Annotated in this window: 14 protein-coding genes; 4 read left to right on the top strand and 10 right to left on the bottom strand. The window is 47.6% G+C overall.

Annotated features, from left to right (window positions below; all coding sequences use genetic code 11):
- Positions 1-286: 286 nt before the first annotated feature.
- From R70723_RS33210 to R70723_RS03145, 5 genes are all read right to left on the bottom strand, one after another.
- Positions 287-481, bottom strand: coding sequence for a hypothetical protein (locus R70723_RS33210; RefSeq protein WP_144027144.1), 195 nt, complete (start codon positions 479-481; stop codon positions 287-289).
- Positions 482-845: 364 nt separating this feature from the next.
- On the bottom strand, positions 846-1,697 hold the full coding sequence (locus R70723_RS03160; RefSeq protein ID WP_039869729.1) for a hypothetical protein: 852 nt from the start codon (positions 1,695-1,697) through the stop codon (positions 846-848).
- A gap of 135 nt (positions 1,698-1,832) precedes the next feature.
- Complete coding sequence (locus tag R70723_RS03155) at positions 1,833-2,456, bottom strand: type 1 glutamine amidotransferase family protein (RefSeq protein ID WP_039869727.1); 624 nt, start codon at positions 2,454-2,456, stop codon at positions 1,833-1,835.
- Between the two features lie 72 nt (positions 2,457-2,528).
- The gene (locus tag R70723_RS03150) at positions 2,529-3,491 is read right to left on the bottom strand and encodes a helix-turn-helix transcriptional regulator (protein ID WP_039869726.1); all 963 of its coding nucleotides are present in this window, start codon (positions 3,489-3,491) and stop codon (positions 2,529-2,531) included.
- Positions 3,492-3,609: 118 nt separating this feature from the next.
- On the bottom strand, positions 3,610-4,620 hold the full coding sequence (locus R70723_RS03145) for a carbohydrate-binding protein (RefSeq protein ID WP_231574817.1): 1,011 nt from the start codon (positions 4,618-4,620) through the stop codon (positions 3,610-3,612).
- Between the two features lie 345 nt (positions 4,621-4,965).
- On the opposite strand from R70723_RS03145, the gene R70723_RS03140 reads away from it, so the two are divergent.
- Both R70723_RS03140 and R70723_RS03135 read left to right on the top strand, forming a co-directional pair.
- Positions 4,966-7,128 carry a sensor histidine kinase gene (locus tag R70723_RS03140; protein WP_039878194.1) on the top strand — a complete coding sequence of 721 codons (2,163 nt, stop codon included), beginning with the start codon at positions 4,966-4,968 and terminating at the stop codon, positions 7,126-7,128.
- Between the two features lie 19 nt (positions 7,129-7,147).
- The gene (locus R70723_RS03135; protein ID WP_231574816.1) at positions 7,148-7,861 is read left to right on the top strand and encodes a response regulator transcription factor; all 714 of its coding nucleotides are present in this window, start codon (positions 7,148-7,150) and stop codon (positions 7,859-7,861) included.
- Between the two features lie 111 nt (positions 7,862-7,972).
- Here R70723_RS03135 and R70723_RS03130 read toward each other — a convergent pair whose 3' ends face one another.
- Together R70723_RS03130 and R70723_RS03125 are read right to left on the bottom strand one after the other, a co-directional pair.
- Positions 7,973-8,542, bottom strand: coding sequence for an SF0329 family protein (locus R70723_RS03130; protein WP_039869722.1), 570 nt, complete (start codon positions 8,540-8,542; stop codon positions 7,973-7,975).
- A gap of 25 nt (positions 8,543-8,567) precedes the next feature.
- Positions 8,568-9,551 (bottom strand): tRNA dihydrouridine synthase, encoded by a 984-nt coding sequence (locus R70723_RS03125; protein ID WP_039869721.1) that lies wholly within the window; start codon positions 9,549-9,551, stop codon positions 8,568-8,570.
- A gap of 636 nt (positions 9,552-10,187) precedes the next feature.
- Here R70723_RS03125 and R70723_RS03120 point away from each other — a divergent pair.
- Positions 10,188-11,165: a phosphotransferase enzyme family protein gene (locus R70723_RS03120; protein WP_039869719.1), complete on the top strand. Its 978-nt coding sequence runs from the start codon at positions 10,188-10,190 to the stop codon at positions 11,163-11,165.
- A 329-nt stretch (positions 11,166-11,494) separates the two neighbouring features.
- Here R70723_RS03120 and R70723_RS03115 read toward each other — a convergent pair whose 3' ends face one another.
- The 3 genes from R70723_RS03115 to R70723_RS03105 form a co-directional block, all read right to left on the bottom strand.
- Entirely contained in the window at positions 11,495-11,962 is a 468-nt protein-coding gene (locus R70723_RS03115) for a bactofilin family protein (RefSeq protein WP_039869717.1), read from the bottom strand.
- Positions 11,963-12,272: 310 nt separating this feature from the next.
- The gene (locus tag R70723_RS33695; RefSeq protein WP_197071791.1) at positions 12,273-12,509 is read right to left on the bottom strand and encodes a hypothetical protein; all 237 of its coding nucleotides are present in this window, start codon (positions 12,507-12,509) and stop codon (positions 12,273-12,275) included.
- Positions 12,510-12,523: 14 nt separating this feature from the next.
- A complete protein-coding gene (locus R70723_RS03105) occupies positions 12,524-12,892 on the bottom strand; it encodes a winged helix-turn-helix transcriptional regulator (RefSeq protein WP_039869714.1) in 369 nt (122 codons plus the stop codon).
- A 185-nt stretch (positions 12,893-13,077) separates the two neighbouring features.
- Here R70723_RS03105 and R70723_RS03100 point away from each other — a divergent pair, with 185 nt between their 5' ends.
- Complete coding sequence (locus R70723_RS03100) at positions 13,078-13,614, top strand: NAD(P)H-dependent oxidoreductase (RefSeq protein ID WP_039869711.1); 537 nt, start codon at positions 13,078-13,080, stop codon at positions 13,612-13,614.
- Positions 13,615-13,743: the final 129 nt, after the last annotated feature.

Here is a 13,743-nt window from a genome sequence, read left to right as displayed (position 1 = left end):
TATTATTTCTCTCTTCATAATAAATAAGGGCGGAATCATTTTAGATTCCCCTCCTTATTGTTCCCCAGTTTACGGAACCATTACTTAAAGTTTTCAAGTGTTAATAAGTCTAAAAAAGGACAATTAAAAGCTATTCAAAAGTTAACCAGCAAAACTAGAAAAAGCCCCACGGAACCAGAGGTCACTGATATCAGCTCGGCCTAAAATCTGTTGTTGGAGATATATAAAAAAGTAAGAGACTACGTTCTTGTCCTTTCAATGTTTCATAAGAATTAATATATTCATATTACTCTGGAATGATCCATCCTTTTAATCCTTGAGCTTTCTTTCTATCCTCTATTTGATGTCGTATAGCACCATCAGTTCGATCAAAAACTCGTGACAATGATGGAGTAATTGCTTTCATTTCATCAGGGTGAGAAATTTTTGAAGTTACCCAATCTAGAATTACCTTTTCGTCTTCGGTGTAATGCTTTGACAATAATATCACTCCTTCATATTCGATAACGTCTTATTATATCATACCTCAATTAGATTACCTGACTTTAAAGCATGTTCAGCGAGCTTTACACTAATGGCGATACCTCATTAATATATTTGTTTCATGAGCCTCGCATTATATGCAGCTTTCACGAATGATCAAACAGAGCCCGTCGAAACTGACAGATCGCCTAATAGTATGATCACTCACCTCCCCCAACAAAAAAAGACCCCGCATCCGCGGAGCCTCTCATCAAATCTATATTTAATGCCCAGTCCCATGATTATTAACAGTAAACCCGCCAGTGCCTGCCTTCACTTTCACACCCGCATCAGCGCTAGCTGAGGCTCCGATCGCAACTGCACTAATGAACAACAGCGTTGTCAGCAACAAGGATATCTTCTTCGTCATATAAAAACTCCCTCTCTAAGATATTTTTTATAATCCCTTGATACATCTCTTGCTGTGAATCTGATGCCTTGTTTCGGATAAGCTCGTAGAAGGCGACGGATTTTCTAAATCCCGCCTCATCTTCTAGTTTACTACATATCTGTAAAATATCTAGTATTCCATTTAGCGCATCGGTGATATTATTTCTTCTATATAAATAGGTTGCGAGTAAATACTTGTAATCCACGTAGCTTCGGACGTCTTCTCTCTTCTCTTTGCTGCTGATCTCCTCAATCTGGTCCTTGAACAGCTCGAGCACCCAATCGATAGAGTAGTTAAATTTGATTGCGGACTCTAGCACGGTTAGCATCCCGTTCAATAGTTCCTTCTTCGCCAGCGTTTGCAGAAAACGGACATATCCCTGCAGAACTCCGGCGTTGCCCTCAAGCAAATCAATGACATAGCCGTTGGCGGCAGCCATGCTTTTGTAGAAATGGACTTCCGCATATCCCTCTTCATCTAATGGCTTAATCCAGCTCAAATCCTTATACTGGTTAATACATCTTCTTGATTCTGCGTACTGTCCCGTCTTCTGGTGCCCCACCCCCTTCATTAATAGGCTATATCCAAAATAGTATACAATGCTTCTCTTCAGTTGCGGCTTGGGAGACATCCCGATGATATTCTGCGAGGTATCGTAGGTGATGGCAATCACTTCGAATAGCTTATCTGACACCTCAATTACGGCTGGCCAGTTCTCCCATGAAAAAGATAGCTTTATCATGTCTACAAGTGAATCGGCAGCTATACCATCGAGTTCAAGCAACGTCTACACTTCCTCTCAAAACCATTTACACCTATACTATTCCTTTATTTTCCATAGGTCAATATTGCATTTATGCAGTTTGCTAGATTGTCAATATTATTGCAGGTGTTTGGAGGAAGTGCCTTATACATTGCTCTATGAATGACTCATCAACTCATAGAAATACCTTGGCTCCTGAGTCTTATACAGGTTATACCAGGCCTCTAACGTTTGGTCCGGGAATACATCCAGGGCCCGCAGGACATGAACAGTGAACTCCAGCGGAGCTATTCCAGAGGCAGTAATCAGCTTCCCGTCCGTTACCGCAGGCTGCAGCTTATAGTGCTGTTCGCCTGTGTATGCCGGGCAGACCATTTTAAGATACTCCAGATCGTTGCTTGTATGAGCACGGGTATCCAGCAGGCCTGTCCGGGCCAGCCCCATTGTAGCTCCGCAAATCGCCGCAACCCCTATATTGTCCTCCAGACATCTCCCGGCAGCCTGCAGGATAGGCTCGTGGATCGAATCTGTCCATGTCTCTCCACCCGGCAGAATCAGCATATCTCCGCTGCTAGGGCTGCATTCCTCCAGTGTGATGTCAGGCATTATGGTTAATCCGCCCATTGTAGTTATAGGGTTCTTGTCTAGCCCTACGGTGACTAGTTTAGAGGAGGCTTGCCCCTTCTTAAAGTATCTTCCTGAGTTCAGCTCGGCAGTCAGGTAGCCGATTTCCCAGTCCGCCATAGTGTCCAAAACATACAGATATACAGTTTGATTCATTGATAAATCCCCCTTTTCGTGATTACCTCCATAATAAAACAGCTCCACTGACATCCGCTGTCAGTGAAGCTGTTACTGCTGATAATATTCCATTAACTCCGCTGCAACAGCAACGAGCCTGTCCTTTAAGCTCTGCGGCTCCATCACTTGAATGGACTTCCCATAGGGCAGAAGAAAGGAAGGGACATACCTGTGAACGTTCTCCTCCTCAAGGGTAAAAATCGCCTGACCCGCTGTCCGCTCCTTCAGATGATGCCCCAGAAACCAGTGCATACACAGGTCGTCCAGCGCATCCGCCGTACCTTCTATCCTTACAGCCATCCATTCCTCCTTGCCTGCTGCATCAGGCAGCAGATTATGCAGGAAGCTGTCACGGGCCGAGAAACCCTCCAAGCGCTCAAAGCTCTCAGCCGTACGCTCGATCGTCAGAATCCGGTCGGCCCGGAAGCTGCGAAGCTCTTTTTTCAAGTGGCAAAAGGCAACCGTGTACCATCTGTTATTCCAGTAGACCATTCCATACGGGTCGATCCTCCTGTTCTTGGCATGCTCCTCACGGCCTGTACGGTAAGCAATTTCTACAGAGCATTCATTGGCTACCGCCCATTCCAATTCCGCGAGCACCGGCTGGACAGCAGCAGGCAACGTATGATTTATAACCTCAACACCTGCTACATGGCGGCTAAGCACCTGCTTCTGCTCCTGATTCGAATACATTTTTAGCTTGGCTGCGGCATTGTCCAATACGTCAGTCATAGGATATCCGGCTTCTTTGGCAAAAAAAGCAGCATGCAGCAGCGCCTTCTTCTCCTCCATATCAAACAGCAGCGGTGCTCTAATCACATTACTGAGCAGGCTATATCCGCCGTTATGCCCAGCGTCGGAGATGATTGGCACTCCGCTGGCACATAATGCATCGATATACCGGTACACGGTCCGTATATTGATTTCCAGCTTCTCGGCGAGCTGCTTCGCCGTTATTTTCACGCCGGAGTTCAGCATCCATAGAATGGCCAGCATATTATCTTGTTTCGGCATGACATAACCCTCATTTTCTTAAAATCTGCTAGAACCAGTTTACCTCACAACGCCTCCCGCCGCAGCTTATAAAAATAAAGACGCCAAGGGAGCTCCCCAGCGTCTTATTGCCATTCTATTAATTCTTACCGCCGTACCCCTGATAGGTAGCATAAACGGCATTTGCATATTGATCGGCCAGGATAGGACGGCCATAGGAATCGGTAGCACCCGGATACCAGTTATCCCCTCCGTTATAGTGCAGCAATCCGTTATAGATGCTTCCGAACCGGGAGATTTTTTCATCCAGAATCAGTCCGCCCAAGGCTACTTGGTCCTGTTCACTGCTGTGATTATAGGTGCGGCCGAATTTGGCGCTGAATTGTGAGAGATAGGCATTGCGTGTGTTGGGTTCCACCTGCATCAAGCCGTCTCCGGCTGACGGGCTGCCCGGCAGGCCTGCTCCAAAGCTGCTCTCCTTCTTGATAACCGCACTTAGCAAGAGGGCAAAATCTCCGCCTTTACCGAACTTATTGTCTACATTCATTACATAGGTCCAGATTTGACTTGGAACCTCGGAAGGCTTGGTTACAGAGGTCTGCGGTGAGCCGATATAGATTTTAACCGAAGTCATCTTGTCATTGACATTGTCGCCAACCCAGGAGGAATTAGCTGTATAAGTCCATTTGGTGCCTCCAAAGTTTTCATTCTCATAGACTTCAACAGTCCAGCCGCTAGGAACCTTCAGCGAGGACATCCAGTCATTCGGAATGCCTGCAGCGTTCAGCTGAGACAGTGTATAGTTACCTGTTCCAAGCGTTACTGCCTTCCCGCCATAATTGATATCTGCATAAAAGGTGGCCCCGTTTGTTGCCGGAGGTGGCGTTGGGGTCGGGGTGGTTGTTCCTCCTCCACTCTTCCATAAGGCAGGTACATTAGCCGGCTCCCAGCCGGTGAGGGAAGTGTGGGCCTGAAGGCAGGTATACGTACTTCCGCTATAGGTTACGGTATCATTTACTGCATATGCAGTATTTGGAGCCCATGCTCCTTTGGCGGCAGCGTTTGCAGGTGTTAAGCTCGTGAAGAACAGGGATAGAAATACTGCTACAACTACCAGCAGCGATACGGCTCTTGCGGGAACTTTTTTCAAAATCGGAAGCCTCCCTTATTTAGTTTACCGGTTTCGGCCGTAAACCGAACCACAGGTCTATTGTATTGTCGTTTGTGAAAATCATTCCATACTCGATAAACTTTAATTGGCTGGCTCCATAACCTCTCTCACTTCACCAATCTAAAAGAAGACCCAGTTAACCACTATAGATATGTAGCTAATGGAAATAAAGTTAAATTTTAAATTAACCGGGATACAACATTCCGGCAATTTCAAACCGATAATAATAAAGGTTACTGCTTGAATACAGCCTCCTTTAAGAAGGCTATCTATAGGAACATCAGTATATTCCAGCGAATGTTGCAGATTGGGGTCGACATCATCATGAGAGGGATTCTCCGGATCAGTTCTCGTAATATCCTGCTTCGTATAGCTGTAGCCGTTGTTATTGGTCTGGTTGCAAGCTATGCCATCCTGGCTACACCGTCAGGTGCCCCCAAGCTCCAAAGTGAACAAGGCTTTCTGGATTTAACACAGCATACTATCATTAAGCAGCCGCAAAAGCTGCAGGGGGAATGGGCATTTTACTGGCAGGAGCTGCTCTCGCCGGAGGATATACACACCCGGATAACAGGAGGGGAAACAGCTGACCGGTATATCAGCATCCCCCAGTCCTGGTTAGGCTATAAGCTGGATGGTCAAGAGCTGAAGGGAGAAGGCTTTGCCACCTTTCGGCTGGTCATCCGGCTTAGCGGGCAGGATCAGAATGAGCAGCTTGCCCTGAGACTGCCTACTATTTTTCATGCGTATAAATTATGGGTTAACGGAGAACTGCGCGAAGAAGTTGGTGTTGTAGGTAAGGACAACAGTGGCATGAACCCGCGTCTGGCAACGAAGCTGGTGTTCTTCCAGCCCGGGAACGACACGGTAGAGCTGGTTATGCAAGTATCGAACTTTCATCATAAGCGGGGCGGCATCACTAAGGATATCGAGCTGGGCGGCAGCAATGTGCTTGCGGCCAGGGCACAGCTGAAGGTTGCCTCTGAGATGTTCATAACCGCGAGCCTGCTCGTGTTAGGCTTGTATAATCTGCTGTTATTCATGCTGCGCCGCAAGGACAGGGCTCCGCTGTACTTCGGTCTGTTCACCTTGTTATTCGGTATCCGGTCCCTCCTGAACGGCGAGCTTATGCTTACCCAATGGTTTCCTCATTTTCCGTGGGAATTGCAGTTTAAGATTGAGTATTTGACGCTTTGCCTCGGCGGTTATATTATCACCAAGTACTTTGAATGCATTTTTCCGAATGTTGTGTCGCGGTGGTTTCGGCTTAGCACCCGTATCGCAACCGGCTTACTTTGCCTGGTGATTGTGCTGACCCCTGCACTCCTCTATTCGAAAATGCTGGTGCTGATTGGTGTTATCGTTGTGCTGCAAATGGCGTATCTGATGGTTGGGCTGGCTGTGGCGGCCATACGGCGTATGGAAGGCGCACTGATCTTCCTGCTCGTGTCGGTGGTGGCGCTGGTTACGGTGATCAACGATTTTTTATATTTCAATGAATGGTCAATCATTGGGAATACCTCTCCGTTCGGGCTGCTGATCTTTACGATCGCACAGCTGATTCTGTTGTCTTCAAGGTTTACGAGGGCGGCAACAAACGAAGAGCGGATTGCACGTGAGCTGCAGGAGGCTAACAACAAGCTCACTGAGATGAATTCCAGTCTGGAGCAGATTGTATTGTATCGCACACACGCCTTATCCGCAGCTCATGAGGATCTCCGCATGTCGTATGAGCGGCTGCTTCACTCCGAGCAAGGCAGAAAGAAGCTGCTTGCCTACATTACGCATGATCTGCGCCTGCCGCTGTCCAGCATGCTTGGTTATGTCGAGGCTGTGCTGGATAGGGTTAAGCCGGAGCGCAATGAACAGTACCTGAAGTATATCCGGGATAACACGATAAGGGTTAACCGGATGATCGGGGAGTTGTCCTTCCTGTCGCAGCTGGAGACGGGGCAGGTAGCGTACCAGATGGAGCCGGTGCGGGTGATGGACTTCCTGCGCAGTTTCTTCGAGCAATACGAGCTGGTTGTTCGTGATGCTGGGCTGGATTTCGTACTGGATACCGGACCTACGGAGGATATCGGATATACGGAAGGAGATCAACGATCCGGCTCGCCTGTTGTCCGGATAGATGCTCAAAGATTAGAGCAGGCCTTGTTCAATCTGGTGTCGAACGCGATGAAGTTCACCTCCAGCGGCGGGATGGTGCGTCTGGCACTGACCGTGGACGAGGCAAAAGAGACAGAAGCCCGCTGTGCAATCATTAGCATACAGGACTCCGGTACAGGCATCCCCCCGGAGCAGCTCGAGCAAATCTTCGACCGCAATTACCGGGTAGAGCTGCCGGGCACGGACAAGGGCGTAGAGGGCAGCGGGCTTGGGCTGGCGATTTGCCGGGAAATCGTACAAGCGCATGGCGGAAACGTCCGGGCAGAGAGCGACGGCAAGACGGGGTCGATATTCTATGTATCGCTGCCTTGTATATGAGCAGCAGGAAGGTGATGGCGTGATAGACACTTACAAAATTATGATCGTCGACGATGATCCCCACATCTGTGAGATTATTCAGGCGTATTGCGAACGGGAAGGCTTTGTAGCCTCGTATAGCCACAGCGGGACAGAAGCCACGCTGCTGCTTACCTCGTTTGATCCGGATTTGATTGTACTGGATGTAATGCTGGCTAATGAAAATGGCATTGACTGGTGCAGGAGCGCACGCAGCTACACGAATGCGCCGATCGTATTTCTGAGCAGTCATGAGGAGGACGAGATCAAAATCAGCGCGTTATCTTACGGGGGCGACGATTATGTGACCAAGCCGTTTAGCCCGGGTGTACTTATGGCCAAGATCAAAGCTCATCTTCGCAGAGTATCCGCAGGCAGAAGGGAGCAGCTGCTGGAGCTGCCGGGCTTGACGCTGGATTTCTATGCACAGTCTGTTAATCTAGGCAGTAAGACCCTCTTTTTATCGAAAAAAGAGTTTAGTCTGCTCTCCTACATGGCCCAGAACGTTAACCGTGTCGTCACCGTCGATACCTTGTTTCATCTCGTCTGGGGAATGGATAGTCTGGAGGATACGAGAACGGTCGCTGTACATATCAGTAATTTGCGCAAAAAAATCGAGGCAGATCCTGTTAATCCGGAGAGAATCATTACCATTCGTGGGCAAGGCTATATGCTGGCCGCCAGCAAGCGCGAGCAAACGGATAAGGGCAGGTAGTGTGCTTGGGCTCCTCCCTTCCATAACAAGCAGCAGAAACGGACACCTTCCTAACCAGGACGGTGTCCGTTTCTCCGAGAAATGAAAATCAAAGAATAAGCTTGTAGCGGCTCACAACGTCCCCCGCCGCAGCTCATAAAAATACTGCACCGCCGGATGCTTCAGCTCCATCTTCCCGGCCATGCTTAGAATCCGCTTTTTGCCGACCCGTCTGTCCAGCAGAGCCAGAATATTCAGCATCAGGTCGCTGCTCTCCATACTCTCCTCTATCGGAGTGACCAGAAACTTGTTAGCCACCACGATAAAATTCGACTTCGTTAATGCCGTCTGGGCGGACAAAAGCTCCTTGGCATGCTCTGTGCTCTTTCGGCTGCCGGCCATGACGATCAGGCGATCCTCCGGCACTGGCCCTTTGACGGTTTGTCTGACTGCTTCAATGTCCTCACTTGTGACAGGAATCCGGATACCCGGATCGTTCTTGATGTCCAGCTCTGTCTGATACCATCTGATCGGGTTACTTTTATCGCTCATGCTGAGCAGATTCTTTTTATCGACCGAGATGTAACAGATCCCTGATTTATCAGGCAGATAACGGTAGCCCGGCGCGCGGTATTCTACCCTTCCGTTTAAGGCAGGACTCAGAAAGCCCTCCAGCTGCTGCTTCAATTTACTCCAGGACATGTAATCCTCCTTACCCGTTAAATATCTATACGTTCTCCGCCTCGTCAGGCTCCTTACTCACAAAAGCATCCAGCAGCGCACGCACTTCACCCGTTGACTTGGTATTCATCAGGGTATTTCTTAGTTCTCCGGCTCCGCGGAAGCCGCGGACGTAGATTTTGAAGAACCGCTGAAGCGGGCTGAACGAGCGTGGTGCCTGTCCTGCGTATTGATCATAAAGGTCCAGATGCAGCCGCAGCAGATCCAGCAGTTCCGCGCTACTGTGCTCCTTCGGCTCCTGCTCAAACGCAAACGGATTCTGAAAAATCCCCCGCCCGATCATAATCCCATCCACCCCATACTCCTCAGCAAGCTTCAGGCCAGTCTGGCGGTCAGGGATATCTCCGTTAATGGTTAACAAGGTATTGGGTGCAATCTCATCGCGAAGCTTTTTGATCTCAGGAATCAGCTCCCAGTGGGCATCCACCTTGCTCATTTCCTCACGTGTGCGCAGATGAATCGACAGATTCACAATATCCTGCTGCAAAATATGGGTTAACCAGCCGCGCCATTCATCGATTTCGGTGAACCCGAGCCTTGTTTTCACGCTGACCGGCAGTCCCCCGGCCTTCGCCGCCTGGATGATCTCCGCTGCAAGCTCGGGACGGCAGATCAGGCCGCTTCCCTTCCCGTTCTCGGCTACGTTCGCTACAGGACAGCCCATGTTAAGGTCGATGCCCTTGAAGCCTTCCTCCGCCATCCCGATGCTCATCTGCCGGAAATATTCCGGCTTATCTCCCCAGATATGCGCAACAATCGGCTGCTCATCCTCTGTAAACGTCAACCGCCCGCGCACCGCATGATGCCCCTCCGGGTGGCAGTAGCTCTCCGTATTCGCAAACTCGGTAAAAAACACATCCGGTCTGCCCGCCTTACTTACGACATGACGAAACACCACATCCGTCACATCCTCCATCGGCGCCAATATAAAAAAGGGACGCGGCAAATCGCGCCAAAAGTTAGTTGTCATGTTGGAAACCTCTCTATGGGTATCAGGATAAAGCTTTATCCTGAGTATGATTTAATTGTAGACATTTCATAAGTATATCATAACCCAATAAAAAAGAGGGGGTATGCCCCTCTAGTCAGCGAATCAGCAAGTCCAATTTAGCAACAACTTCTGATAGTATTGCCTGCGGTATTTTACAGATGAACGCTGCCTGCCAGGACTGCCAGTCTAAACTCTTTACTTGATCGGCAAGGATAACTCCTTCGATGGGCTGATTGTGCGGAATAATGACTTCAAACGAGTGGCCCTAGTCGCCGCGATCCGGTACGTACCCGTCCATCACCATATTTCCCGTCCTTGTTGCTCTCCAGTAGAAACCTCTTTATGGAGATTTCCCGGTGTGACCCAGGATAGGATATCGTCCAGAGTAGCTGACTTCGGAATACGAATGCCTAAGCTGTTACCCCATTTTTGAACCTGGAACCTGGAACCGCCCCCCGGAATGTTTAAACAAAGTATAAACGCACTGTTCTTAAAGGCCAATTCGTTGCAGTCCCAAAAACAGTCAAAAACAACTATAACCAACCCTTACACATTCCCAGTAACCAGTTGATGCTATTGTTATTTTATACCATTACAACGAGGAGCGATGTTGATTTGATTAATCTTTTGAATACTGCTCAGAAGGCCTTAAGTAACTACGCAATAACTTGCAAGTCGGTTGATTTTATCGCACAAAGCGGGAATACGATCTATAAGGTCACTGACATGGACAACAACAGCTACAGCCTGCGCCTGCACCAATCCAAAGGGGATGCTCTTGAAAGCTTCTGGAGTAAGCCGGAAGTGATCGATTCTGAAATGGTCTGGCTTCAAGCCCTGGCCTTGGAAACAGATGTAACTGTGCCGGCACCTTTTAAGAATATCCGCGGGGAATTCATCACGAACGTAGACGATATTAATTGCACTTTACTAAGATGGGTGGAGGGTGAGCAGAAGCCCTTTATTCCTACTGTAGAGGACGCGGCGGCTATAGGGGGAATGATGGGTAAATTACACCGGCAAGCCTCGAATTGGAGCATCCCAGGTTTATTTGAACGCCCTTCCTTTGACAGCTCCCGGATACTGCAATCCCTGGACAAGCTTGAAGAGCAGTCTGATGCAGGTATGCTTAACGCAGAGGATACAGCGCTTCTTCAGCAAGCCGGTCACCGAGTCATTGCAATGATGAACACTATTGAAAGAGCTCCAGGCAATTGGGGAATGATTCATGCGGATTTAATTCCAAATAATCTGGTGTTTCATGGAAAAGAGGTACGGCCGATCGACTTTGGCGCTTGCGGGTTTGGATACTATTTAGTTGATCTTGGCTGGACGTTCTCCTATATCCATCCTGCATTTAGAGAACAGCTGCTTCAATCCTATGCGGAGTATTATCCGTTACCGGATAACCATGTTGAGTTGTTGGAGGGCTTTTTTATTGCAGCGCAGCTGGAAACTATGAATTTCTGGCTGGGTCTGCCTGACTGGCAGGAATGGCTGCCTGATCATATTGGAAGATTAGCAAGCAGAGAGGTTAGTACCTATATGAATGGTCAATCGTTCCTCTATAGCGGGAAACCTTACTGGGAATAGGCTGACACTTTACACTAACCTCAGTCAGTGGGTTCAGGGTCAAATCCGTTTAAGTGTACTTTGTACAATTAAAACAGAGAAAATGAATCATTATAAGAAAATAAATGTATTCTGTACATCTATTTTCCTCGAAAAAGCCGGTTTCGGGCATTTTCAGCAAATATAAGTGTACAGAGTGCAGTTATATTCTAAAACGGCGCTAATTAGTCAGGTTTAGTTGCAGAAAGTACAGTTATTTCGGCTCACCAAGTTAGCCCAAGTCCTAACCCCATCGACGGACTTGGGCTGTGGTAGCGGCGGATCGCCCCCTCGTCAGGTTATAACCTTAATTACGTTCTATATAGAATGAAATCTTTTAATATCACATGTTGAAATACAATCTCTCCCCCTTTTATATGTTCCTGCTCTTTCTTCTGCAGAATGCCATCTTCCAATACATCAAATTTGAGTACTCCGCAACCAGGATTAATAGTGATTTTCAGGAATTCTGCAGAAATATGATTAATCGAGGTATCACTAGAGATATTCATAGTAATCGATTTAGCCAAAAGTCCTTCAGCTTCCAGCCCTCCAGAAATCTCTAAAGTTTGGGTGCTGATCACTCCTTTACATGTTATCCCTCCTAACACATCAATTGAGGTAGCAGATATATTCCCATTAACCTCAAGTGATCCGTTAACATCAATTACATCTGCGTGTAAATTGCCATGAACCAGTCCGGCGCCCATAACGTCAATTACATCATACTCTCCACTCTGGATCTCAGAGTAACCCTGTACAACAATATTTTTGCTCAAGCTTGCTTCTCCTCCTCTTAATTAAAATTTGTGTTATATAGATCGAACTAATATTATGCTGTTTTGGGATTGCATGTGACTCCAGAGAATGTTTGGACTTCCAGCCGCTGTTGTCTCCTCCGCCACCCCTCGTTTAAGCGCTTTCAAACAGGCATTACATTAGCTTATAGCCATCACATATATTTGGCATGGGTTCAGTTCACCCCATAGTGTCGGGAACACCTCCAGCTCCTTAAAACCAAGGCCTAAATAAAATCGGTTTGTATGATCATACTCCTCATATCGCCCCATTTGGACCGTTTTCATTCTTTTAGAAACCCATTACGGCAAGCTCTACTGTATCCTTACCTGTTTCTTTCAGACACAGAAATCCTATGGCGTGCTGGTTTTCTTTTGCCACAAAAAACGGCTGCTGTACACTTTCCAGAATATAATCCTCTCTTGTTTCCGGAATCCCAAACCACTCCGGCAGAGCCTCGAGTATTCCACGGGCTATAACCTTTTTGTCATTATTATCACAAATCTGAGCGACTCTCTTCTTCTCCAAGCTATTCCCCCCCATCAATTACTGACCCCCGGCGGCTGCTCCTCTAGCAAAATAATAGCTTCTCCCCGTTCCTGTCTAATCTGAATATTCTCTCTGCCCCAGGAGCACATCACGTCAATGATCCGATTGGCTGTAACGCCATATTCCGTCAGGCTATATTCGACTTTTGGCGGCATCTGCTGATAGACAAACCGTTTTACCAGCCCGTCCTTTTCAAGCTCACGAAGCTGCTGAATCAGCACCTTTTGCGAAATACCGGAAATACTGTGCTGTAGCTCGCTGGTTCTCTTTGTGCCGGACATCAGTAAACATATAATCAACGCCTTCCATTTGCCGCCGATAATCTCCAGAGTCGCCTCTATGCCCAGATGATATTGCTTCATATAATAACACCCCGTTCATGCTGATCTATCAAGCCAGTTAAAAGATTTATTATCGCATTCCGTGTCTGGTCGAGTCTAGTACACACTTTGAGGTAACCATCTTACTTTATTGTGTGTATTTTCATTTGCCAAAGCCTGCAACATAATGGTGGTATCAACTATACGGGTTAAAAGGAGCTTTCATTATGAAGACACTGGTGATTCTGGCGCATCCTAATCTGGAGGGTTCAAGGGTTAACCTGAGATGGAAAGAAGAGCTGCTGCAATATCCAAACGATGTTACCCTCCATGAGCTTTACAAAGAGTATCCTGACTGGAGCATTAATGTTCAAACCGAGCAACAACGGTTAGAGGCACATGAGCATATTGTCTTTCAATTCCCGCTGTATTGGTACAGCTATCCGCCTTTATTGAAGAAATGGTTTGATGATGTCTTCACTCACGGATGGGCTTACGGATCAAAAGGAGACCGGCTAAAAGGGAAAAAGCTGGGCCTCGCCATGTCCATCGGGGATAAGCAGGAAAATTATCTGCCTGAGGGCTCCGTTTCTTTTACCGTAGATCAGGTGACGACGCCTTTCAAAGCCAGCGCAAACCATGTAGGCGCAGTTGCATTACCCTATTTCGCTGTGTTCGGAGCTTCCTTTCAGGCCAGTGATGCAGAAATCGATCAAAGTGCAAGGGGTTATATCCGTTATATTAATAAGTATAGATGGCAGTGACTAAGCCGGAGTAACACGCAAAACGAGTGGCTTTGACTTCATTGCATATTAACTTTGCACAAATTACTCATGCCCCCTGTTCATGATTCATATAGAATAGCTCTTGTAAGCAACGAAGGGAGCCATCAA

Source organism: Paenibacillus sp. FSL R7-0273, assembly GCF_000758625.1.
Classification (GTDB): Bacteria; Bacillota; Bacilli; order Paenibacillales; family Paenibacillaceae; genus Paenibacillus_AQ.
Note: the sequence above shows the minus strand (reverse complement) of the source record. Positions and strands in the feature narration are given on the sequence as shown.